The organism is Sphingoaurantiacus capsulatus, from assembly GCF_042648405.1.
GTDB lineage: Bacteria > Pseudomonadota > Alphaproteobacteria > Sphingomonadales > Sphingomonadaceae > Sphingoaurantiacus > Sphingoaurantiacus capsulatus.
The window spans coordinates 325,437-345,983 of the sequence record NZ_JBHRXV010000003.1; the positions used below are offsets into that span (position 1 = coordinate 325,437).

The 20,547-nt window shown below is 68.3% G+C and carries 23 protein-coding genes; 8 read left to right on the forward strand and 15 right to left on the reverse strand.

Features of this window, described 5'->3' with window-relative positions; translation table 11 throughout:
* The first annotated feature begins 22 nt into the window (after positions 1 to 22).
* Positions 23 to 1,093 carry a serine hydrolase domain-containing protein gene (locus tag ACFOMD_RS04945; protein WP_380857727.1) on the forward strand — a complete coding sequence of 357 codons (1,071 nt, stop codon included), beginning with the start codon at positions 23 to 25 and terminating at the stop codon, positions 1,091 to 1,093.
* Here ACFOMD_RS04945 and ACFOMD_RS04950 read toward each other — a convergent pair.
* The 13 genes from ACFOMD_RS04950 to ACFOMD_RS05010 form a co-directional block, all read right to left on the reverse strand.
* The gene (locus tag ACFOMD_RS04950; RefSeq protein ID WP_380857730.1) at positions 1,090 to 1,860 is read right to left on the reverse strand and encodes an enoyl-CoA hydratase; all 771 of its coding nucleotides are present in this window, start codon (positions 1,858 to 1,860) and stop codon (positions 1,090 to 1,092) included. The genes ACFOMD_RS04945 and ACFOMD_RS04950 overlap by 4 nt on opposite strands.
* Positions 1,857 to 2,987, reverse strand: coding sequence for a tRNA guanosine(34) transglycosylase Tgt (gene tgt, locus ACFOMD_RS04955; protein ID WP_380857733.1), 1,131 nt, complete (start codon positions 2,985 to 2,987; stop codon positions 1,857 to 1,859). Before tgt ends, ACFOMD_RS04950 begins: the two co-directional genes overlap by 4 nt.
* Before the next feature lie 36 nt (positions 2,988 to 3,023).
* Complete coding sequence (locus ACFOMD_RS04960) at positions 3,024 to 3,527, reverse strand: EF-hand domain-containing protein (RefSeq protein WP_380857736.1); 504 nt, start codon at positions 3,525 to 3,527, stop codon at positions 3,024 to 3,026.
* A gap of 40 nt (positions 3,528 to 3,567) precedes the next feature.
* Positions 3,568 to 4,593 carry a tRNA preQ1(34) S-adenosylmethionine ribosyltransferase-isomerase QueA gene (gene queA, locus ACFOMD_RS04965; RefSeq protein WP_380857894.1) on the reverse strand — a complete coding sequence of 342 codons (1,026 nt, stop codon included), beginning with the start codon at positions 4,591 to 4,593 and terminating at the stop codon, positions 3,568 to 3,570.
* 97 nt (positions 4,594 to 4,690) lie between these two features.
* Entirely contained in the window at positions 4,691 to 5,332 is a 642-nt protein-coding gene (locus ACFOMD_RS04970) for a peptidylprolyl isomerase (RefSeq protein ID WP_380857739.1), read from the reverse strand.
* A gap of 59 nt (positions 5,333 to 5,391) precedes the next feature.
* Entirely contained in the window at positions 5,392 to 5,880 is a 489-nt protein-coding gene (gene coaD, locus ACFOMD_RS04975) for a pantetheine-phosphate adenylyltransferase (protein WP_380857742.1), read from the reverse strand.
* 22 nt (positions 5,881 to 5,902) lie between these two features.
* Positions 5,903 to 6,799 (reverse strand): polyprenyl synthetase family protein, encoded by an 897-nt coding sequence (locus ACFOMD_RS04980; RefSeq protein ID WP_380857745.1) that lies wholly within the window; start codon positions 6,797 to 6,799, stop codon positions 5,903 to 5,905.
* On the reverse strand, positions 6,799 to 7,050 hold the full coding sequence (locus tag ACFOMD_RS04985) for an exodeoxyribonuclease VII small subunit (protein ID WP_380857747.1): 252 nt from the start codon (positions 7,048 to 7,050) through the stop codon (positions 6,799 to 6,801). The genes ACFOMD_RS04980 and ACFOMD_RS04985 overlap by 1 nt, the downstream gene beginning before the upstream one ends.
* Before the next feature lie 55 nt (positions 7,051 to 7,105).
* Complete coding sequence (locus ACFOMD_RS04990) at positions 7,106 to 8,791, reverse strand: long-chain-fatty-acid--CoA ligase (RefSeq protein ID WP_380857750.1); 1,686 nt, start codon at positions 8,789 to 8,791, stop codon at positions 7,106 to 7,108.
* Between the two features lie 17 nt (positions 8,792 to 8,808).
* Complete coding sequence (locus ACFOMD_RS04995; RefSeq protein ID WP_380857753.1) at positions 8,809 to 9,888, reverse strand: MBL fold metallo-hydrolase; 1,080 nt, start codon at positions 9,886 to 9,888, stop codon at positions 8,809 to 8,811.
* 91 nt (positions 9,889 to 9,979) lie between these two features.
* Positions 9,980 to 10,669, reverse strand: a complete 690-nt coding sequence (locus tag ACFOMD_RS05000; protein WP_380857756.1) for a DUF1013 domain-containing protein — start codon at positions 10,667 to 10,669, stop codon at positions 9,980 to 9,982.
* Positions 10,670 to 10,790: 121 nt separating this feature from the next.
* The gene (locus tag ACFOMD_RS05005) at positions 10,791 to 11,411 is read right to left on the reverse strand and encodes a glutathione S-transferase family protein (RefSeq protein WP_380857759.1); all 621 of its coding nucleotides are present in this window, start codon (positions 11,409 to 11,411) and stop codon (positions 10,791 to 10,793) included.
* Entirely contained in the window at positions 11,408 to 12,406 is a 999-nt protein-coding gene (locus ACFOMD_RS05010) for an NAD(P)H-quinone oxidoreductase (protein WP_380857762.1), read from the reverse strand. Before ACFOMD_RS05010 ends, ACFOMD_RS05005 begins: the two co-directional genes overlap by 4 nt.
* 67 nt (positions 12,407 to 12,473) lie before the next feature.
* Here ACFOMD_RS05010 and ACFOMD_RS05015 point away from each other — a divergent pair, with 67 nt between their 5' ends.
* The 5 genes from ACFOMD_RS05015 (at position 12,474) to ACFOMD_RS05035 (ending at position 16,729) form a co-directional block, all read left to right on the forward strand.
* The gene (locus ACFOMD_RS05015; protein ID WP_380857764.1) at positions 12,474 to 12,677 is read left to right on the forward strand and encodes a DUF1192 domain-containing protein; all 204 of its coding nucleotides are present in this window, start codon (positions 12,474 to 12,476) and stop codon (positions 12,675 to 12,677) included.
* Positions 12,678 to 12,679: 2 nt separating this feature from the next.
* A complete protein-coding gene (locus ACFOMD_RS05020; RefSeq protein ID WP_380857767.1) occupies positions 12,680 to 13,429 on the forward strand; it encodes a C13 family peptidase in 750 nt (249 codons plus the stop codon).
* 96 nt (positions 13,430 to 13,525) lie between these two features.
* Positions 13,526 to 14,626, forward strand: a complete 1,101-nt coding sequence (locus ACFOMD_RS05025) for an acyl-CoA dehydrogenase family protein (RefSeq protein WP_380857770.1) — start codon at positions 13,526 to 13,528, stop codon at positions 14,624 to 14,626.
* A 14-nt stretch (positions 14,627 to 14,640) separates the two neighbouring features.
* On the forward strand, positions 14,641 to 15,855 hold the full coding sequence (locus ACFOMD_RS05030) for an acyl-CoA dehydrogenase family protein (RefSeq protein WP_380857773.1): 1,215 nt from the start codon (positions 14,641 to 14,643) through the stop codon (positions 15,853 to 15,855).
* 55 nt (positions 15,856 to 15,910) lie between these two features.
* Entirely contained in the window at positions 15,911 to 16,729 is an 819-nt protein-coding gene (locus tag ACFOMD_RS05035) for a metallophosphoesterase family protein (RefSeq protein WP_380857776.1), read from the forward strand.
* Here the strand turns inward: ACFOMD_RS05035 and ACFOMD_RS05040 are convergent.
* Both ACFOMD_RS05040 and ACFOMD_RS05045 read right to left on the reverse strand, forming a co-directional pair.
* Complete coding sequence (locus ACFOMD_RS05040) at positions 16,726 to 17,640, reverse strand: diacylglycerol/lipid kinase family protein (RefSeq protein ID WP_380857779.1); 915 nt, start codon at positions 17,638 to 17,640, stop codon at positions 16,726 to 16,728. The two genes, ACFOMD_RS05035 and ACFOMD_RS05040, sit on opposite strands and share 4 nt — an antisense overlap.
* A 57-nt stretch (positions 17,641 to 17,697) precedes the next feature.
* The gene (locus ACFOMD_RS05045; protein ID WP_380857782.1) at positions 17,698 to 18,159 is read right to left on the reverse strand and encodes an OmpA family protein; all 462 of its coding nucleotides are present in this window, start codon (positions 18,157 to 18,159) and stop codon (positions 17,698 to 17,700) included.
* A gap of 187 nt (positions 18,160 to 18,346) precedes the next feature.
* Between ACFOMD_RS05045 and ACFOMD_RS05050 the strand changes: the two genes are divergently transcribed.
* The gene (locus ACFOMD_RS05050; RefSeq protein ID WP_380857785.1) at positions 18,347 to 20,062 is read left to right on the forward strand and encodes a response regulator; all 1,716 of its coding nucleotides are present in this window, start codon (positions 18,347 to 18,349) and stop codon (positions 20,060 to 20,062) included.
* A 3-nt stretch (positions 20,063 to 20,065) separates the two neighbouring features.
* Positions 20,066 to 20,533: a hypothetical protein gene (locus tag ACFOMD_RS05055; RefSeq protein ID WP_380857787.1), complete on the forward strand. Its 468-nt coding sequence runs from the start codon at positions 20,066 to 20,068 to the stop codon at positions 20,531 to 20,533.
* Positions 20,534 to 20,547: the final 14 nt, after the last annotated feature.

The following is a 20,547-nucleotide window of genomic DNA, read 5'->3' on the forward strand; positions in this document are numbered from 1 at the left end:
TTTCCCGAATGGGGGAAGGACCATGTTCAGATCGCTCCTCGCCGCGCTGGTCGGCCTGCTGATGACCGCGGCGCCGGCAGCGGCCGACGACTTCGCCGCGTTCGACGCCTTCCTCGCGCAGTTCCGCAAGGAGAAGCGCATCCCCGCGATGACCGCCGTTATCGTGAAGGATGGCCGCATCGCCTGGCAGGCCGCCTACGGCACCTCGGACGACGAGGGAGAGATCGCGACGACCATGGACACCGTGTTCTGGATCGCCTCGGTCTCGAAGCCGATCTCAGCCGCCGCTGTGCTTGCGGAAGTAGATGCGGGCCGCCTGTCGATCGACACGCCGATGACCGCCGACCCGCGCTGGCATGCACAGTGCGAATGGATGCGCGGCACCGACATCCCGTTCGGCGGCGGCGACAAGGATGCCGGTGGCGAGATTCCGCCGGTCAATTGCGAGCGCAAGTGGACCTTGCGCGACCTGCTGTCGATGCGCGTCAACGGCGACGGCAGCCGCTTCGTCTACAACCCGATCGCCTATGCCCGGCTGAGCCGAATCGTGACCGGCTCGGGCGGCCGCGAATTGCGCGACATCGTCCGCGACAATATCCTCAAGCCGGCCGGCATCGACCATACAGCGCTCGGCTGGCAGGACGAGAAGGGCGGCCTCGCGCTCGCCCGCATGGCCCCGCCGTTCAAGATGACCGACGACGGGCCGCGCAAGACCGTGTTCCCCGACGACGACTTCCGCGGCGCGGCGGGCGTCTACACCAGCGCCGCCAACCTTGCGAAGTTCGACATCGCGCTCGACGCGGGCAAGCTGCTGTCGCCAGCACGTACCGCGCAGCTTCTCGGCAGGACGCCGCAGCGTGATGGCTATGATTGGGGCTGGTTTCGCCAGGACTGGCAGGGCCAGCGGCTGGTCTGGCATTCGGGCTGGGAGCCCGACGCCTATTCGGCGATGTACCTGAAGGTGCCCGACAAGCGGCTGACGCTCATCGTCCTCGCGAACACCGAGGGCCTGTGGTGGGGCAATTCGCTGGTCCGTGCCGAGATCGAGAACAGCCTCGTGGCGAAGCGCTTCCTCGAAAGCTTCGCGCGCTAACCCTGCTGGGCCTGCCCGCGGGCGCGAACGCCCTCGCGACGCCGCTCGATCTCCTCGGCGGTGACGCCACCGTTGGCGCGGGCGCGCTCGGCTTCGAGTGCGAGGCCGTCGCCGAAGCTGGCGGCGAAACCGTCGTCGATCAGCTTCTTGTAACCGACCAGCATCTCGGGGACGGTCGTCAACATGTCCGCGGCGAGCTTCTTCGCCGTCGGCAGCAGCTCGGCCTGCGACACCACGCGGTTGACCAGCCCCCAGTCGGCTGCCTGCTGCGCCGAGAGGAAATTGCCGGTCAGCGACAATTCCTTGGCGCGGTAGATGCCGATGGCGCGCGACAGCTTCTGGCTCAGCCCCCAGCCCGGCATGATGCCGACCCGGGCATGGGTGTCGGCGAAGCGCGCGGTGTCGGCGGCGATCAGCACGTCGCAGGCCAGCGCCAGCTCGAACCCGCCGGTGATCGCGACACCGTTGATCGCGCCGATCACCGGACCTGAGAATTGCGCGATCGACTTGACCGGATCCTCGACATCAACCGCGTCCGAAATGCTGGCGCCGCCGCCCAGCTCCTTCAGGTCGAGCCCGGCGGTGAAGGCGCGCTCGCCGGCGCCGGTCAGGATCAGCACGCGGATATCGGGATCGACTTCAAGCTCGCGCACCGTGCGTGCGAGCGAGGTGCGCAGCTCCGCCGACAGCGCGTTCATCGCCTCGGGCCGGTTGAGCGTGACCACCGCGTAGCCGTCACCGCGTTCGACCTGAAGCACCGCCATCATTCGCCTCCTTTGTAACGACCGAGAAAGGCCGCCGCGTGCGACGTCAGCCGCCCCTCCGCGATGGCGCTGCGCAGGCCCGCCATCAACTGCTGATAGAACCAGATATTATGCTCGGTCATCAGCATGGCGCCGAGGATTTCGCCCGCCTTGATCAGGTGATGGAGATAGGCGCGGCTCCACTGGCCGCAGACCGGGCAAGCGCAGTCGGGATCGAGCGGCCCACTGTCGTCCTTGTATTTGGCATTGCGCAGGTTGAGCGGCCCGGCGTGCGTGAACGCCTGCCCGTTGCGGCCCGACCGCGTCGGCAGCACGCAGTCGAACATATCGATGCCGCGCACTACCGCGCCGACGATATCGTCGGGCTTGCCGACGCCCATCAGGTAGCGCGGCCGGTCGGCAGGCAGCATCGCCGGCGCATAGTCGAGCACGCCGAACATCGCCGCCTGCCCCTCGCCGACCGCAAGGCCGCCGACCGCATAGCCGTCGAAGCCGATCTCGATCAGCTTCTCCGCCGAGACGCGGCGCAGGTCCTCGTACATCGAGCCCTGCTGGATGCCGAACAACGCCGCGACCTCAGCGTGCTCGGCACCGCTGTCGAAGCCATCGCGCGACCGCTTCGCCCAGCGCATCGACCGCTCCATCGAGGACGCCGCCTCCTCATGCGTCGCCGGATGCGGCGTGCACTCGTCGAACGCCATGACGATGTCGGTGCCGAGCAACCGCTGGATTTCCATCGAACGTTCGGGGCTCAGCATGTGCCGCGAGCCGTCGAGGTGCGAGGCGAACTGCACGCCCTGCTCGCTCATCTTCCGCAGCTCGGACAGCGACATCACCTGATAGCCGCCGGAATCGGTGAGGATCGGCCGGTCCCAGCCCATGAACTTATGCAGGCCACCCAGCGACGCGATGCGCTCGGCGGTCGGGCGGAGCATCAGATGATAGGTGTTGCCGAGGATGATGTCGGCGCCCGAGGCACGAACCTCGGCGGGGCGCATCGCCTTCACGGTGGCGGCGGTGCCGACCGGCATGAAGGCGGGCGTGCGGATGTCGCCGCGCTTCATGCGGATGACGCCGGTGCGCGCCGCACCGTCGGTGGCGTGAATGTCGAACTCGAAACGGGGCTGCATGCGCCGCGCTTTAGCGAAGCGGCGCGGCCTTGTCGCCTATTGGCGCTGCGGCGGATCGGGCAGGCGCTGCCGTTCGTCGCGCTGCTGCTGGCGCAGCGGCTGTGATTGCAGCAGTTCGCCACGGGTCACGAAGCCGTCCTTGTCGACATCGAAGCGGCTGAAGCGGCGCTCCAGCTCGGCGGTGAACTCCGCCGCCGAAATGCTGTCGTCGGCATCGCGGTCGAAGTCGAAGCGGCCGGGCAGCGCCGACACGTCGCCGAGCCAGGTCGCCGACCATTGCGACAGTTCGAGCAGCCCGAGCTTGCCGTCCTTGTTCTGGTCGGCGAGCCCGAACATGCGCAGCGTCCCGTGACGCGATTCCTCGCGACTGGTGCGGCCGTCGCCGTCGCTGTCGAAGCCGGCGATCAGCACCCCGACCGGCGCGACGCTGCGCCCGACCAGCGGCCCGGCGCCCGCCGGCGGCGCCACGGGCTGTGCATACGCCTGCGCCTGCGCGGCACCCGCCATCATCACCGCCACCGTGCAGAGCCACAAACGCATTCGCATACCCCTCATCTACGCGCGGCGGCGCAGCTTTCCCTTACGGCAGCAGCAGGCTGGAGTCGCCATAGCTGTAGAAGCGATAGTCGTTGGCGATGGCATGCGCATAGGCGCGCTGCATCGTCTCCAGCCCCATCAGCGCGCTGACCAGCATGAACAAGGTCGATCGCGGCAGGTGGAAATTGGTCATCAGCCCGCCGACGGCGCGAAATTTATAGCCCGGCGTGATGAAGATGGCGGTGTCGCCCGCGAATGGCCGCACCACGCCATCGTCCCCCGCCGCGCTCTCGATGAGCCGCAGCGAGGTCGTGCCCACCGCGATGATCCGCCCGCCCGCTGCACGCACCGCGTTCAGCCGGTCGGCGGTCGCCGCATCGATGCGGCCCCATTCGGCGTGCATGCGATGGCCTGCGGTATCGTCGGCCTTCACCGGCAGGAAGGTGCCCGCGCCGACATGCAGGGTCAGCGTCGCCCGCCCGATGCCCGCCGCGTCGATCGCCGCGATCAGCTCCGGGGTGAAATGCAGCCCGGCGGTCGGCGCCGCGACCGCGCCCGGCTTGTCGGCGTAGAGGGTCTGATAATCCTCGGCATCGCGCGCGTCGGTCGGCCGCTTGCCGGCGATATAGGGCGGCAGCGGCATGGTGCCCGCCTCGGCCAGCGCCTGCTCCAGCGGCACGGCCGCCTCGAAACGCCAGAGGATCGAGCCGTCGTCGCCGCGATCCTCGACCACACCGGCCAGCCCCGCGCCGAAATCGACCCGGTCCCCCAGCTTCAGCCGCTTGGCGTTCTTAACGAAGGCCTGCCAGCGCCAGGCGTCCTCGCGCTTGTGCAAGGTCACCCCGATCTTCGCCTCGCCGCGCCGCCCGTGAAGCTGCGCCGGGATCACCCGCGTATCGTTGAACACCAGCAGATCGCCGGCGCGCAGCAGCCCGGGCAGGTCGCGAACGCCGCGATCCTCGAAGCCATCGCGGCGGACGAGGAGCAGCCTCGCGGCATCGCGCGGACTGGCCGGCCTCAGCGCGATCTGGTCGGTCGGCAGTTCGAAGTCGAAATCGTCGACGCGCAGGTGCGCCTCCCCACCCTTATCGTCACCCCCACGAAGGCGGGGATCCATTAACTCTAGCATCGGCGGTAGTGGATTCCCGCCTTCGCGGGGATGACGATTAATTCTTGGCAGCCGGAGCCGGGGCGGCTGGGGTCTGCGGTGCGACCGGCGCCACGGCGATGGTCGGCGGCGTCTTCGCGGGCGGCGCGACGTTATCCGAGCCGATCGACGCCTTCAGGATCTTCGACGGGTTGGCCGGCGGCTCGCCCTTCTCGATCGCGTCGACATATTCCATGCCCTCGAACACGCGGCCCCAGGCGGTGTATTCGTTATCGAGCACGAAGTTCGGCCCGAGCATGATGAAGAACTGGCTGTTGGCGCTGTCGTTGCCGGCGGCACGCGCCATCGAGGCAACGCCGCGCATGTGCGGGATGTCGTTGAACTCGGCCTTCAGGTCGGGAAGATCCGACCCGCCCGAGCCCTCGCCCTTGGGATCGCCGCCCTGCGCCATGAAGCCGTCGATAACGCGGTGGAAGATGAGGCCATCATAAAAGCCGCGGCGGGCGAGCGTCTTGATGCGCTCGACATGCGTCGGCGCCTTGTCGGGGCGCATCAAGATGCCGACACGACCGCCGGTGGACAGGTCGAGATACAGCACGTTCGCAAGATCGAGCGCCGGCGCGGCCGGGGCCGCGGGCGTCTGGGCGGCGGCCGCCGTTGCGAACAGGAAACCGAAAAGCAGCGCGACGAGCTTGCGCATGAGCTCTCCCCAATAAGCGCCAAACAGTGCGGCGCCTGTATCAGCGCCGCGGGCCCAAGTCACCGCGTCGCGGCGACGCGCTCCGCCACTTCCTCGGCAATCAGCGCCGGGACGAAGGGAGCGATGTTGCCACCATACATCGCGATCTCCTTAACCAGACGTGACGCGATCGGCTGCAGCGCGACGTCGGCCATCAGGAAAACGGTCTCGATATCGGCGTTGAGCTGCTGGTTCATGCCGGCCATCTGGAACTCATATTCGAAGTCGGCGACGGCGCGCAGGCCGCGGACGATGACCTGCGCCTTCTGCGCCTCGGCGAACTTCATCAGCAGCGCGTCGAACGGCACCACCTCGACGGCGGTGCCGAGGTCGGCCGCCTCGCGCTTCACCTGCGCCACCCGCTCCTCAAGCGTGAACATCGGCGACTTCGACGGATTGGTCGCGACGCCGATCACCAGCTTGTCGACCAGCTTCGCGCCGCGCCGGATGATATCCATGTGGCCCAGCGTGATCGGATCGAAAGTACCGGGATACACCCCCACACGCATGTCCAGCCCCCGTGCTGTTGGATTAGCGATCGCGTTCGATGGCGAAGCGCGCGATGGCGCGCAGCAGGTCCGCCTCCTGCCCGAAGCCGTTCAGATGGCCGATGGCCTGGTCGATGAGCATTTCGGCCTGCTGCTTGGCGCGGTCGAGGCCGAGCAGCGACACGAAGGTCGCCTTGCCGGCTTCCTCATCCTTGCGCACCGCCTTGCCGGTGCGCGCGCTGTCGCCCTCGACGTCGAGCACATCGTCGGCGATCTGGAAGGCGAGGCCCAGGTCCTTCGCATAGCCGCGCAGCCGCTTGCGCTGGCTGTCGCCGACCCGGCCCATGATCGCGCCCGCCTCGAGGCAGAAGGAGATCAGCGCGCCGGTCTTCAGCTGCTGGAGCCGTGTCGTCGTCGGCAGGTCGAAGACCTCGCTCTCGGCGACGAGATCCATCATCTGGCCGCCCGCCATGCCGACCGGACCCGAGGCGCGCGCCAGCTCGAACACCAGTTCCGACCGCACGAACGGGTCTTCATGCGTCGCTTCGTCAGCCAGCACCTCGAAGGCGAGCGCGTGAAGCGCATCGCCCGCCAGCACCGCGGCCGCCTCGCCATATTCCTTGTGAAGCGTCGGCTTGCCGCGCCGCATGTCGTCATCGTCCATGCACGGCAGATCGTCGTGGATCAGGCTGTAGCAATGGATGCACTCGACGGCGATCGCGACGCGCAGCGCGCGCTCCTTGTCGACGTGGAACAGGTCGCAGGCGGCGACCACCAGCAGCGGCCGCATCCGCTTGCCGCCGCCGATCGCGCAATAGCGCATCGCCTCATACAGCCGGCCACGGGGATCGTCGGGGACCGGCAGCAACCGGTCGAAGCGCTGGTCGATCGCGTTGCCGATCGCGTCGAGCGCCGGCTTGAGGCTCAGGCTGGCGTGCATCAGCTCGGATCGAAGGGCGCGACGCCCGCCGCCTGTCCGTCGGCGCCGACCTGGATTTTCTCGATACGCGCCTGCGCCTGCGCCAGCTTGGCTTCGCACTGCCGCTTCAGCTTCGTGCCTTCCTCATAGAGGCCGATCGACTCCTCGAGGCTGGCCTCGCCGGCCTCGAGCTTGCGCACGATCGCTTCCAGCCGCTGGAGCGCCTGCTCGAACGACAGTCCCTCGATCGTATCGCCCGCCGTCCCGCTCATCGCCTCCGCACCCTTGTCAACGCCGGGCCGTTTGTGGCGGCCGGGGGGAAGGTGGTCAAGCCGCGTTCCGCGCTGCGGCCTTCGCCTTTTCCTCGGCGACCAGTTCCTTGCGGCTGAGCTTGCCGATCATCGTCTTGGGGAGGTTGGTGCGAATCTCCACTGCTACCGCGCGCTCATGCTTGCCGACGTGCCTGTTGAGCCAGTCAAGCAGTTCCGCCTCGGTCGCCGCCGTGTCGGGCTGCAAGGTCACGAACGCCTTGGGTCGCTCGCCGAGATAGGCATCCCGCACGCCGATGACGAGCGCCTCCTTCACCGCCGGGTTGGCGTAAAGATGATCCTCGAGCTGGCTCGGGAACACCTTGAAGCCGCCAACGACGATCATGTCCTTCAGCCGGTCGACGACATAGAGATAGCCCTCGGCATCCATCGTCCCGACGTCGCCGGTGCGCAGCCGCCCGTCGACGAACACGTTCGCCGTCTCGGCGGGCTTGTTCCAATAGCCGCGCATGATCTGCGGCCCCGACACGGTGATTTCACCCGAATCGCCGGGCGCGGCGAGCTTCGTCGGATCGTCCTTGTCGACCAGCACCACCGTCGTGCCCGGCAGCGGCTGGCCGATCGATCCGTCCTTCGACAACCCCTCATAGGGGTTCACCGACACCACGCCCGAGCTTTCGGTGAGGCCATATCCCTCGACTACCTTGGCGCCGGTCTTCGCCTCGAACCGCGCCTTCAGCTCGGCGGGCATCGGTGCGCCGCCCGAAATGCAGACGCGGATCGACGACAGGTCGTATTTCGCGATGTGCGGATGATCGAGGAACGACTGGTACATCGTCGGCACGCCGGGCACTGCGGTGATCTTGCGGCGGTGGATCGTCTTCAGCGCCGCTCCCAGCTCGAACTTCGGCAACAGCACCATCTCGCCGCCGCGCAGCATGGTGCGGTTGAGCACGCAGGTGTTGGCGAAAACATGGAACAGCGGCAGCGCGCCGAGGATGCGATCTTCTGCCTCGCGGTCGGCGTCGATCGAATCGACCTGCTGCGCATTGGCGCTGAGGTTGGCGTGGGTGAGGATCGCGCCCTTCGGCGTGCCCGTCGTGCCGCCAGTGTACTGCAGCAGCGCGATATCCTCATGGACGTCGATCGCCGGCGGCGCGGCGAGGCCGCCGTGATCGAGCAGCGACTTGAAGTTCACATGCGCCGCGTCGATCGCGAACTTCACCCGCTCGCGCTGCTTGAACATCCGATAGAGCAGCGCCTTGCCGCCCGGCAGCACCTCGCCGAGGTTGCCGACGACCAGCGTCTTCAGCCGCGTCCGGTCGAGCACCTTGGCGATGGTCGGATAGAGCTGCGCCACGTCGAGCGTGACCATGATGTCGGTCTCGCTGTCCTCGACCTGCGCCGCCAGCTCGTCGGCGGTATAGAGCGGCGAGAAGTTCACCACCGTGCCGCCCGCCTTCATCGCGGCGTAGTAGGCGACGACATATTGCGGGCAATTGGGCAGGAACAGCCCGACCTTGACGCCGCGCCCGACGCCCATCCGCCGAAAGCCTTCGGCGGCGCGATCGACGAGGCCGGCGACCGTTTCATAAGTGAAGATGCGGCCGAGGAAATCGATGCAGGGCGCGTCGGGGATGCGCTTCGCGGTGCGGTCGAGCAGTTCGAACACCGGCAAGGCCTCGAAGGCGGTGCGCCACGACACCGGATGTCGGTAGTTGCTGTCCCAAACCGCCACGCTCACGCCACCGCTCTCCTTCTCTATGTTCGCGCGAAGCGGTCGACACCGCCGTCGCTGAGCCGGGTCGCGCGCCCCGCGCGCTCCAGCCAGTGGAGATGCGCCAGCGCCTCGCCGGTCGCCATCATGATTTCGTCTGGCTTGATCGTCCGTCCGAACAGGGTGCCGAAGCTTTCGAACGCGGTGCGCGGACCATCGCCGAGCAGCGTCTCCAGCTTGTCGAGCTTGCCCATATGGTCGTCGCGCAACTGCGTGGTGCGGACGCGCAGCCGAGTGAACGGCTCGTTGTGCGCCGGCAGCACCGTCAGTTCCTCGTCGAGCGCCTCCAGCTTGTCGAGGCTCGCGAACCATTCGCCCAGCGGGTCGGCGTTGGGCTCGGTCGGATAGACCGAGACGTTGGAAGTGATGCGCGGCAGCAGTTGGTCGCCCGAGATCAGCAGCCCCGCTTCGTCACAGAGCAGGCAGGCATGCTCTGGCGAATGGCCGCTGCCGGTGACGACGCGCCAGGTCCGCCCGCCGATGGTCAGCGCCTGGCCGTCGACGAGCCGCGAATAGCCCATCGGCAGCCGGGTCACCGCCATGCCGAAGCGCCCCCAGCCTTGCCCCTTCATCCGCTCGACCGCCTCGTCGGGCCAGCCGCTGCGGGCATAGAAGTCGATGGCAGCTGCTGGCGGCGCATCGGCGATATCGAGCGTCAGCACCCGCGCCAGCATGAACTCGCCGCGGGTGATCTCCAGCGGCACGCCCCATTTGTGCGTCAGCCAGCCGGCGAGGCCGAGGTGATCGGGATGATAATGGGTGACGATGACGCGCGAGACCGGCCGGCCCGCCATCTGCCCCTCGAACAGCGCCCGCCACATGTCCCTGCACGGGCCGGCGGCCAGGCCGGTATCGACGATCGCCCAGCCGTCGCCGTCGTCGAGCACCCAGAGGTTGATGTGATCGAGGCTGAACGGCAGCGGCATGCGCAGCCAGAACACACCGTCGGCAACGGGATGGAGCTTGCCCGGTTCGGGCGTCCAGCGGCCGTGCGGATAGAAGAGCCCGCGCAGTTCCTTCCCCGCTTCCGGGGGCTCGGCAACGGCGAGCGATGAATCCTGCATGACGGCGGTCCTTCCGCCGTCATGCTTAGGTTTACGTTCGCGTCAAGTCGAGGGGCCGGGGCGCCGCCCTGCCCTCTTGGACAGGTGCGGCCTATTCGTCGCGCGGTGTGCTCGGACGCTTGAACAGGTTCTCGGCGGTGATCTCGACCGGTGCGGCCTCCTCGCCATGCTCGGCGAGATATTCCGCCGCCTCGCGCTCGGCGCGCAGCTGGTCGAGCAGCTCGGCGCGGTCGGCGTCGAAGCGCGTGTCCTCGATGCTGATGCCGGCCTTCTTCGCCGCCACCGCGATCAGCGCGTCGAGCTCGCGCTGCGACGACAGGCCCAGGGTCACCGGGTCCTTCGGGGTGATGTTGGCGATGTTCCAGTGGCTGCGGTCGCGGATCGCCGCGATCGTCGTCTTGGTCGTGCCGATCAGCTTGGAGATCTGCGCGTCGGTCACTTCCGGGTGATTGCGGATGATCCAGGCGATGCCGTCCGGCTTGTCCTGGCGCTTCGACACCGGCGTGTAGCGCGGGCCCTTGGTGCGGCGCAGCTGCTCCGGGCCCTTTTCCTGGATCAGGCGATAGTCGGCGTTGGCCTGGCCCTTGTCGATCTCCGCCTGCGTCAGCTCGCCGGCGCGGATCGGGTCGCGTCCGATCAGCTTGGTGGGCGTGTTCTCGTCGGCGATCGCCTGCACTTCGAGGATGTGCAGCCCGCAGAATTCGGCGATCTGCTCGAAGCTGAGCGCGGTGTTATCGACCAGCCAGGACGCGGTTGCGTGCGGCATGAGCGGCTGGGCCATCGAAACCTCCAGATAAAGAAAGGGCCGCCCTTCTCGGGCGGCCGTTGTATGGTCCGGCATGTATACGGCGAACCGCCGCCGATCAAGGATCGTGCGGCGGTTCGGCGCTGAATCAGCCGCTTTAGTCGCCGATCTGGACGTGTCCGGGCTGCAGCGCGACCGCATCGCACCACGCCTTGACGTACGGATAGGCCTTCAGGTCGAAGCCGCCGTCCTCGGCGACATGGGTGTAGGCGTAGAGTGCGATGTCGGCGAGGCTGAGCGCGTCGCCGACGAAGAAGCTGCGCCCTTCCAGATGCTCGTCCATCAGCTTCATTGCCGCGTCGCCCGCCGCCGCCTTCACCGGCGCCAGCAGCTTCTGCGTGTCGGTCCAATTCTCCTCGCCGACGAACAGCTTCCAGAAGCGCATCGTCGCGACGTTGGGCTCGTGGTTGTACTGCTCGAAGAACATCCAGCGCAGCATGTCGGCGCGATCCCAGCGGTCGCCGGGGATCAGCGGGCTGCCTTCGGCGAGGTAGAAGATCGCCGCGTTCGATTCGGGCAGGAAGCGGTCGCCGACCTGAAGCACCGGGATACGGCCGTTGGCGTTGACGGTGCCGAGGAACTCGGGCGTCCGCGTCTCACCCTTCAGGATGTCATATTCGCGCCGCTCATAGGCTTTGCCGAGATGCGCCAGGGTCAGCCGGATTTTGTAGCAATTTCCCGAGTCCGCATATTCATGCAGGACGATCTTCTCGCTCATGGAACCTCCAGGACGATCTTGCCGACATGCTCGCCGGCTTCCATCCGCCGGTGCGCCTCGGCGGCATCGGCGAGCGGAAAGGTCGAATCGATGATCGCGCGCAGTTTCCCCTGCGCGAACAGCGGCCACACGTCGCGCACCAGACTGTCTGCGAGCGCCGATTTATAGGCGACCGTCCGGGGCCGCAGCATCGACCCCGACAGGATCAGCCGCTTGCGCATCACCTGGCTGAGGTCGAGATCGGCGCGCGGGCCGCGCTGGAACGCGATCGAGACATGGCGGCCTTCATCGGCGAGCAGCGCGATGTTCTTAGGCACATAGTCGCCGCCGACCATGTCGAGCACTACGTCGACCCCGCGCCCGCCGTTCGCCTCGCGCGCCAGCTCGGCGAAGTCGCCGGCGTTGTAGTTGATCGCGACATCGGCGCCGAGAGCGCGCGCCGCCGCGCATTTCTCGTCGCTGCCGCAGGTGACGATCACCCGCAGGCCGAACGCCTTCGCCAGCAGGATGGCGGTCACCCCGATGCCGCTGGTGCCGCCGTGGACCAGCACGGTGTCGCCCTCGGTCGCAAACGCGCGCTCGAACAGGTTCGACCAGACGGTGAAATAGGTTTCGGGCAGGCTCGCCGCCTCGACGAAGCTCAGCCCCTGCGGGATGGGCAGACATTGCCCGGCAGGCACGGCGGCATATTGCGCATAGCCGCCGCCGGCGAGCAGCGCGCAAACCTTGTCGCCGACCTCGGGCCGCGCCACCCCCTGACCGACCGCGACGATCTCGCCGGCAATCTCCAGCCCCATGATCGTCGGCGCGTTGGGCGGCATCGGATAGAGGCCCATGCGCTGCAGCACATCGGGGCGGTTGACGCCCGCGGCGCGCACGCGGACCAGCACCTCGCCCGGCTCTGGCGTCGGCACCGGCCGCTCGACCGGCACCAGCACTTCCGGGCCGCCCGGGGCCGCGGGATCGATCGCAAGCATCGTCGACGGCTCGGTCATGGACACTCCGGCAGGGTTGACAGCCCCTTAGAGCAGATGGACGCTGCGTCGCCTAGGAGGGGATGCCATGGACCTCGATGACCTCATGCCGCGCCGCAAGGACGGCGACCCGCTGATCGCGCTCGAACGGCAGGACCTCGATCCGCTGTCGGTCGACGAGCTGGCCGCGCGCATCGCCGCCCTTGAAGCGGAGATCGAGCGAACCCGGGCCAAGCTCGACGGCGCCCGCTCCTTCCGCTCCGCCGCCGATTCGCTGTTCAAGAAAGGCTGAGGATGCGCCTGATCGCCCGGCTGGTCGCATTGCTGCTGCTGGCGATTCCGGGTCAGGCGTTCGCGGGGAAAGCCGCCTTCAGCGAATGGGCGGCCGCGGTGGTCGCCGGCGACTGGCGCGGCGCCAACGGGCTGCGCATCGACGCCTTCGACAACGCCCGCCGCGATGTCACGCTGGCGCTGATCGCCGCGGGCTTCACCGCCGAGAATGTCCGGCAATTCTCGCCCGACAGCCGGCAGGGCGTGCTCGACGCGACTCCGGACGGCCTGTCGAAGAACTGGTTCGAACTGACCAAGCAGGCACCCGCCGGCTGCCTTCTCTACGTCACCTCGCACGGCCTGCCCGGCAAGATCATCATGGGCAAGAAGGAGCTGCGCCCGCGCGACATCGACATGATGCTCGACTTCAGCTGCGCCAACCGCCCGACGGTGGTGGTGCTGTCCGCCTGCTATTCGGGGTCGTTCATCCCGACGCTCGCGCAGGGCAATCGGCTGATCCTCGCCGCCGCCCGGTCGGATCGCACCTCCTTCGGCTGCGGCGCCGGCTTCGACTATCCGGTGTTCGACGCCTGCGTGCTGGAGGCACTGCCCAAGGTCGCCGACTTCGCCAAGCTGTCGGCGACGGCGCAGAGCTGCGTCGCGGCGCGCGAGAAGAAGGACAAGCTGGTCCCGCCGTCCGAACCGCAAATCTCGATGGGCGAGGATGTGGCGAAGCTGATCCCGGCGCTATCCTTGAAGCCCGACACCCCCTGACGGGAGTGATAGCCGGTCTGCGGCGCCCGGTTGACGTAAACGTAAACCACGGGCCGATTCCGGCCATCGGTCGATGACCATCCCTGGGGAGGGAGCATGAACTTCGATTTTTCCGACGACGCCAAGGCGTTGCGCGACCAGGCACGGCGCTTCCTCGAGGAGCGCGCCGGCGCCGCCGTCGCCCGCAAGGCAATGGATGGCGATGCTGCCTATGACGCCGACCTGTGGAAATCGGTCGTCGAACTCGGCTGGACCGCGGCGCGCGTGCCCGAGGCCCATGGCGGCATCGGCCTGTCGGCCGAGGAGGCCTGCGTGCTGGCCGAGGAGGTCGGGCGCAGCCTGATCCCGGTGCCCTTCGTCTCGACCCTGATCGCCACCGAGGCGCTGCTGCTCGGCAGCGAGGCGCAGCAGGCGAAATGGCTGCCCGGTATCGCCGACAGCTCGGTGATCGCCACCGTCGGCTGGGCGGAAGGCGACACCGCCACCCCGTCGCGCACGAGCGGCGTCACCGCCTCGGGCGACAAGCTGTCGGGCGTGAAAATGCCGGTCCCCGACCTGCAGGCCGCTAACCTCGCGATCATCACCGCCGCCGGCCCCGACGGCCCGTCGCTGTACCTCGTCGACCTGAAGGGCACCGGCGTTACCGTCGAGGCCGCGCCGACGCTCGACCTCGTCCGCCGCCACGGCAAGCTGACCTTAAACGGCGCGCCCGCCGAGGCGCTCGGCGATGCCGCCACCTTCCAGACCTTCCTCGACCGCGCCGCGGTGCTGTCGGCGTGGGAGGCGATCGGCACCGGGTCGGTCGCGATGGAGATGGCGATCGGCTACGCCAAGGAGCGTGTCGCCTTCGGTCAGAAGATCGGCCGCTATCAGGGCGTGAAGCACAAGTGCGCCGACATGTATGTGAAGCTCGAACTGGCCCGCGCCCACGCCCTGCACGGTGCCTGGGCGATGGCGACCGAGGCGCCCGAGCTGGCGCAGGCGGCCGCCGCGGCGCGCGTTTCGGCGCTCGACGCGCTGAAATACGCCGCCGAGGAGAATGTCCAGCTGCACGGCGGCATCGGCTTCACCTGGGAAAGCGACTGCCAGTTCTACTATCGCCGCGGTCGCCAGATCGCCTTTGCGCTCGGATCGCGCAGCTGGTGGGCCGACCGCCTCGTTCGCACCCTCGAGCGCCGCAACGCGCGCGCCGCCTGACCGGGAGAGCTGAGATGGATTTCAACGATACCCCGCAGGAAGCCGAATTCCGCGCCACAGTGCGGAGCTGGCTCGCCGATAAGGCCGCCAAGTACAAGGGCCTTCCCGAGGCGAAGGGCAATGACGAGTTCGTCGCCCGCGCCAAGGACTGGCAGAAGACCAAGCATGAGGCCGGCTACACCGGCATTACCTGGCCGAAAGCGATGGGCGGCCAGGGGCTGACCCCGATGCACTCGATCATCTTCGGGCAGGAGGAGTCGAAGACCTCGGCGCCGACCGGCCTCTATTCGATCGGTCTCGGCATGTGCATCCCCACCGTGTTCACCCACGGCAATCCCGAGGTCATCCAGCGCTACGTACCGAAGGCGCTCGAAGGCGGCGAAATCTGGTGCCAGCTCTTCTCCGAGCCCGCCGCCGGCTCCGACCTCGCCGGCATCCGTACCAAGGCGGTGCGTGACGGCGACGACTGGGTGATCAACGGCCAGAAGGTATGGACCACCAACGCGCATCTTTGCGACTATGGCATCATCGTCACCCGCACCGACCCGTCGAAGCCCAAGCACAAGGGCCTGACGATGTTCATCGTCGACATGCATGCGCCGGGCGTCGAGGCACGCCCGCTGAAGCAGATGTCGGGCGGCGCCGATTTCAACGAAGTGTTCTTCACCGACGTCCGCGTCCCCGACGCGTGGCGGCTGGGCGAGGTCGGCGACGGCTGGAAGGTCGCGCTCACCACCTTGATGCACGAGCGGCTGGCGGTCGGCGGCAAGCCGCGCCATTCGCCCGACTACAACACGCTGATCGAACTTGCCCGCCGCATCGAGACCGAGGCCGGCCCGGCGATCGAGGCGACGCATGTCCGCCAGAAGATCGCCGACGTCTATCTCGCCGACGAGGGCATCAAGCTGACGCAGATGCGCGCGCTCTCCGCCCTGTCGAAGGGCCAGATTCCGGGCGCCGAGCAGTCGATCTCCAAGGTGGTTGTCGCCAAGAACATGCAGGACATGGCGGCCTTCGCGCTCGACATGTCGGAGGCCGCGGGCTTCATGACCGATGGTGGCGGCGACCTCGAACGGCTGCGTGCCAGCTACATGTGGTCGGCGGGCCTCCGCATTGCCGGCGGCACCGACGAGATCCTGCGCAACATCATCGCCGAGCGCGTGCTCGGCCTGCCGGGCGACCTGCGGCCGAACAAGGACACGCCGTTCAACGAAGAAAAGCCCCTGTAGGCAACCCTTTCCGGCGCTCGCGCGCTTGACCCCCAATTGAGGGAGAGAGCCGCGCATGCGCCGGATCGCGCACCTGTCCGACCTGCATTTCGGCCGCCACGATGATCGCGTGGTGGCCGGCCTGCTGTCGGCGCTCACCACGCTGAGCCCCGACGTGGTGGTGATCAGCGGCGACTTCACCCAGCGCGCACGGCGGCGCCAGTTCGCCGCGGCCCGCGACTTCCTCGCCGGGCTGCGCGCCGCCGGGCTGCCGGTCGTCGCGGTGCCGGGCAATCACGACATCCCGCTCTACGATGTACTGCGCCGCTTCCTGCGCCCGCTCGCCCGTTTCCGCCGCTATATCGAGCCCGCCGAATACCCCTTCGTCGCAGACGAGGAGATCGCGGTGCTCGGCATCAACACCGCCCGCTCGCTGACCATCGCCGACGGCCGCGTCTCGCATGATCAGATGGCCTGTATCGAGCAAATCTTCGCCCGCGCCGCGCCTGGCGCGCGGCGGATGCTGGTCACCCACCATCCGCTGGTCTCGCTGCCCGGCGGTCCCGAAGGCCGCGCGCTGCGCGCCGCCGGCCGTTCGGGCTCGGCGATCGAGGCGGCGGTGCGCGCCAACGTCCATCTGCTGCTCGCCGGCCATCACCACCAGCCGTTCCACGGCTCCGGCGCCACCTTCTTCGCCGCCGGCCATTCGCTGCTGGTCGTGCAGGCCGGCACCACCACCTCGACGCGGCTGCGCGCCCACGCCAACAGCTTCAACCTGATCGAAACCAACGGCGACGCACTGCGCATCGCCGTCCATGCCTGGGACGCAGACGGGTTCGAGGCGGCGTCGCTGGAGGCCTATCGCTGCGTCGACGGCCGCTGGCAGGAAAGCTAGTCGAGGTCGTCGCGGTCGGCCGGCACCCGCACTTTGAGCGACTGCCGCTCGACCCCGCATTCGATCGGCGTCTGCGCCAGCACTTCACCGTCGACCGACACCGGCTCCGACGGCTCGGTCTCGACCCTGATCTTGCGGCCGCGCAAGGTCACGATGCGCTTGGCTGCGGGCGGGCGGCCGACCATCGACCGGAGCCAGGTGCCGACGAGCTGGCGGCGGCGCGTGCCCTGCACGATCTGCACCACCATGTCCTCGCTCTCGACGTTCGAATCCTCGGCGACGCGAAGCCCGCCAAGGAAGCTGCCGTTGACCACCCGCACCTCGAGGGCATCGAAGGTCCGGCGATCACCATCGGTGGTCACCGTGCAGCGAAACGGCTTGAACCGCAGCAGCGCGGCGATGCCGTAAATCAGGTAGCCGATGCGCCCGAAATGCTTCTTCAGGTTCGACGGGATGCCCGCATTGACGATCGACGGCATGCCGATCGCCAGCGCATTGGCGAACAGATCGGTGCCGACCCGCCCGAGATCGACCTCGGCGGTCTTGCCGTCGACCAGCACACCCACCGCGCCGTCGAGGTCGAACGGCACCGTCAAGGTGCGCGCGAAGCAATTGGCAGTGCCGAGCGGCAGAACGCCGAGCGTCACGTCCTTGTGCGCGAGATGGTCGACCACCGAGCTGATCGTGCCGTCGCCGCCGCCGACGATGATGAAGCGATGCCCTTGGGCGACCGCATCGCGGACGATCTCGGGCAGCCGTTCCGGGTTGCGCACCGAATAGGCGCCGTCGAGTTCCACCCCGCGGCCGGTGAGCGCCGCTTTCGCATCCTTGAACAGGTGCCGGCCCTTGCGCGACTTGGTGTTGACGACCAGCACGGCACGGGGGCCGGCGGTCGAGGCGAGGTCGGTCATGCGGCGGCGGCGGGGCGGATCATCCTGCTAGAAGCCGCCAAACCCGCTTTTGCTCCATCAGCCGCCGCTGACAAAAATCTCCACCCGCCGGTCGTCAGCTTCGGGCTGGCGTTGCGCGCCCCGGCTGCCGATCACGCTGGCCTTGATCAGCGCCGCGGATACGCCTGCCTTGACCAAATACTGGCGCACCGCTTCCACCCGTTTCGCGGACAATTGCCGGTTCAGCCGCGCCGACCCCGAGCGGTCGGCATGGCCGGCCAGCCGGATCTGCGTCCAGCGGCTGCGCGCCGGGTCGGCCACCAGCCGGTCGAGGATCGCGGTCGTCTCGGCACCGAGCGTCGCGCTCGATACGTCGAAATAGACGGTGAACGCCGGCACCTCGGCCGCCGGGCCGTCGCTGGCCGGCACCATGTCGGTCAGCGCCAGCTCCTGCTCCTCGCCCGGCGCGGCGGTCTCGACCATCGCCGGGGTACAGCCCGCGAGCGCCAGGGCGGCGAGCATCGTCAGGGTGAGGCGCATCTGCTCGGTCTCCATCGCATGGCGTCGCCGCGAAAGATGAACGGCGCAGGCACGATGCGCAATATGGGCCAACCCACGGTTTGCCTGCGCGCGCCGCAGGCACTAGGCTCTGGGCTGAATGGGTGAAGGGCCGGAAGGGATCGGGATGCGCCGCGACGGCGATACCGGGGAACGGACGGAGGTGGGCGTGCGCCTGCCAGACGGCCTGCGCCGGTCGCCCTCGGCCGTGCTGATCGGCGTCGTCCTGCTGCTGCTCGTCGGTTTCGGCTTCACCAGCTACAGCGAAAACCAGTTCGAGGAGCGCAGCCGGCAAGAGGCGACCGTTCAGGCGGCAATGCTGGCGGCGAGCGTCAGCGCCGCGCTCGAATTCGGCGACGCCTCGATCGCCCGCGAAAACGTCCGGTCGCTAAGCGCCAACCCCTCGATCGATGCCGCCGGCGTCTATGATTCGGCCGGCCGCGGCGTCGCCGGCTATGCCCGCGATGGCCGGCCGCTGCCCATCAGCCCGCCGGTCGGCGCCGGGCCCGAGGGCGACCGGCTGGCGATCACCGTGCCGGTCACCGCGTCGGGCGAGGCGGTCGGCAGCGTTTATGTCCGCACCTCGCTCGAGCCCTTCGCTCAGCGGCTTGCCCGCTATGGCGGCATCATGCTGCTGGCGATCATGGGCGGGCTCGTCGCCATCGTCGTCGCGGTGTCGGCCGCCGCGCAGCGCCGCGCCAACGCCGCGCTGCGCGCCGAGATCGCCGAGCGCGAGGCCGCCGAGGAGCGGCTGCGCCAGGCGCAGAAGATGCAGGCGGTCGGCCAGCTGACCGGCGGCATCGCCCACGATTTCAACAATCTGCTCACCCCGATCATGGGCGGCCTCGAGATCATCGCGACGATGACCGCCGAGCCGCGCACGAAATCGCTGGCGTCGAATGCGCTGGAGGCGGCGCGCCGTGGCGCCAAGCTGACCGGGCAATTGCTCGCCTTCTCACGCACCCACCGGCTCAGCACCAGCGCGGTGCCGGTCAACGACCTGATCGGTGGCATGCAGGATTTGATGCGCCACACCATCGGCCCCGAAATTGCGATCAAGCTGGCGCTCGACCCCGCCTGCGGCACCGCGCAGGCCGACCCCAATCAGATCGAGAACGCCATCCTCAATCTCGCGATCAACGCCCGCGACGCGATGCCCGACGGCGGCACCCTCACCCTGTCGACCGCCCGCGAGACGATCGCCGACGACGGCGAACTGGCGGCGGGCGACTATGTGGCAATCCTGATCGCCGATACCGGCACCGGCATGACGCCCGAGGTGCTGGCGCGCGCCACCGAGCCCTTCTTCACCACCAAGGAGGTCGGCAAGGGCACCGGCCTCGGCCTCGCGCAGGTCTACGGCGTCGCGCATCAGTTCGGCGGCACCCTGCGCATCGACAGCGAGGTCGGCGTCGGCACCACCATGCGCATCCTGCTGCCCGCGGCGACCACCGCGACCGAGGCTGTTGCGACAGCGGCCGAGACGCCGCTGCTCGACGGCCACGGCAGCGGCGACATCCTCGTCATCGACGACGATGCCGATGTGCGCACCTTCCTCGCCTCGACGCTCGAATCGCTCGGCTACCGCGTCCGCACCGCCGATCATGGCGAGGAGGGGTTGCAGCTGCTCGACGAGGATGCGCCCGATCTGCTGATGGTCGACTATGCCATGCCGGGCCTGAACGGCGCCGAGGTGGCAAAGCAGGTGCGCGAGGCGCATCCGTCGCTGCCGATCGTCTTCATAACCGGCCATGCCGATACCGAGGCGCTGACCGAGGCGATCGGCCCCGGCGCGCCGATCCTGCACAAGCCCTTCGGCGCTCGCGACCTCGCCGCGATCGTCGAGCGTCATGTTTCACAGCCGCAGTCGCATGCGGCGGAGTAAAGCTTGCCGATGATTTCCTTCGCGCCCCGCCGCTGGTCCACCGCCCTGTTCGCGCTGCTGGCGTTCAACGCCGTGCCTGCCGCCGCCCAGTCGGTGATGGCGGTGTGCACCGACCCCAAGGGCCGCGGCTTCGAAACGACGCCGGCGAAAGGCTGGGTGTTCAACCGGCTGAAAGACGCGGTGATCACCTTCAGCCGTGATCGCGCCGGGCGGCCCGATATCCTGATCCGCGACCGCTCGCGCACCGTCAGCCTGGCGCGCGACGGGGCGAAGCTGACCGTCACGCACCAGGCGCGCAACTTCAATTACTTCATCATCACCGCCGTCTATCAGCAGGCGCAGGTCGATACCTTCCAGGTCACCTTCCTGCCGAACGGCAAGGGCCAGCTGGTCTGGACCTCGGTGCGCAGCCACCTGCCGCCGAAGGACGAGACGCGCGCCACCTTCCTTGTCGCCGACTGCGAGCAATAGTCGGCTCGGCCGAG

Bases quoted from the DNA above. Each gene is read 5' to 3' on its own strand.
- ACFOMD_RS04945 (WP_380857727.1), top strand. From the start codon at position 23: ATGTTCAGATCGCTCCTCGCCGCGCTGGTCGGCCTGCTGATGACCGCG.
- tgt (WP_380857733.1), bottom strand. From the start codon at position 2,987: ATGCAGCCCCGTTTCGAGTTCGACATTCACGCCACCGACGGTGCGGCG.
- ACFOMD_RS05000 (WP_380857756.1), bottom strand. From the start codon at position 10,669: ATGGCCCAGCCGCTCATGCCGCACGCAACCGCGTCCTGGCTGGTCGAT.
- ACFOMD_RS05015 (WP_380857764.1), top strand. From the start codon at position 12,474: ATGGACCTCGATGACCTCATGCCGCGCCGCAAGGACGGCGACCCGCTG.
- ACFOMD_RS05005 (WP_380857759.1), bottom strand. From the start codon at position 11,411: ATGAGCGAGAAGATCGTCCTGCATGAATATGCGGACTCGGGAAATTGC.
- ACFOMD_RS05045 (WP_380857782.1), bottom strand. From the start codon at position 18,159: ATGCGCCTCACCCTGACGATGCTCGCCGCCCTGGCGCTCGCGGGCTGT.
- ACFOMD_RS05030 (WP_380857773.1), top strand. From the start codon at position 14,641: ATGGATTTCAACGATACCCCGCAGGAAGCCGAATTCCGCGCCACAGTG.
- ACFOMD_RS04985 (WP_380857747.1), bottom strand. From the start codon at position 7,050: ATGAGCGGGACGGCGGGCGATACGATCGAGGGACTGTCGTTCGAGCAG.
- ACFOMD_RS04995 (WP_380857753.1), bottom strand. From the start codon at position 9,888: ATGCAGGATTCATCGCTCGCCGTTGCCGAGCCCCCGGAAGCGGGGAAG.
- ACFOMD_RS05020 (WP_380857767.1), top strand. From the start codon at position 12,680: ATGCGCCTGATCGCCCGGCTGGTCGCATTGCTGCTGCTGGCGATTCCG.
- ACFOMD_RS04950 (WP_380857730.1), bottom strand. From the start codon at position 1,860: ATGATGGCGGTGCTTCAGGTCGAACGCGGTGACGGCTACGCGGTGGTC.
- ACFOMD_RS05010 (WP_380857762.1), bottom strand. From the start codon at position 12,406: ATGACCGAGCCGTCGACGATGCTTGCGATCGATCCCGCGGCCCCGGGC.
- coaD (WP_380857742.1), bottom strand. From the start codon at position 5,880: ATGCGTGTGGGGGTGTATCCCGGTACTTTCGATCCGATCACGCTGGGC.
- ACFOMD_RS05035 (WP_380857776.1), top strand. From the start codon at position 15,911: ATGCGCCGGATCGCGCACCTGTCCGACCTGCATTTCGGCCGCCACGAT.
- ACFOMD_RS04980 (WP_380857745.1), bottom strand. From the start codon at position 6,799: ATGCACGCCAGCCTGAGCCTCAAGCCGGCGCTCGACGCGATCGGCAAC.
- ACFOMD_RS05025 (WP_380857770.1), top strand. From the start codon at position 13,526: ATGAACTTCGATTTTTCCGACGACGCCAAGGCGTTGCGCGACCAGGCA.
- ACFOMD_RS04960 (WP_380857736.1), bottom strand. From the start codon at position 3,527: ATGCGTTTGTGGCTCTGCACGGTGGCGGTGATGATGGCGGGTGCCGCG.
- ACFOMD_RS05040 (WP_380857779.1), bottom strand. From the start codon at position 17,640: ATGACCGACCTCGCCTCGACCGCCGGCCCCCGTGCCGTGCTGGTCGTC.
- ACFOMD_RS04970 (WP_380857739.1), bottom strand. From the start codon at position 5,332: ATGCGCAAGCTCGTCGCGCTGCTTTTCGGTTTCCTGTTCGCAACGGCG.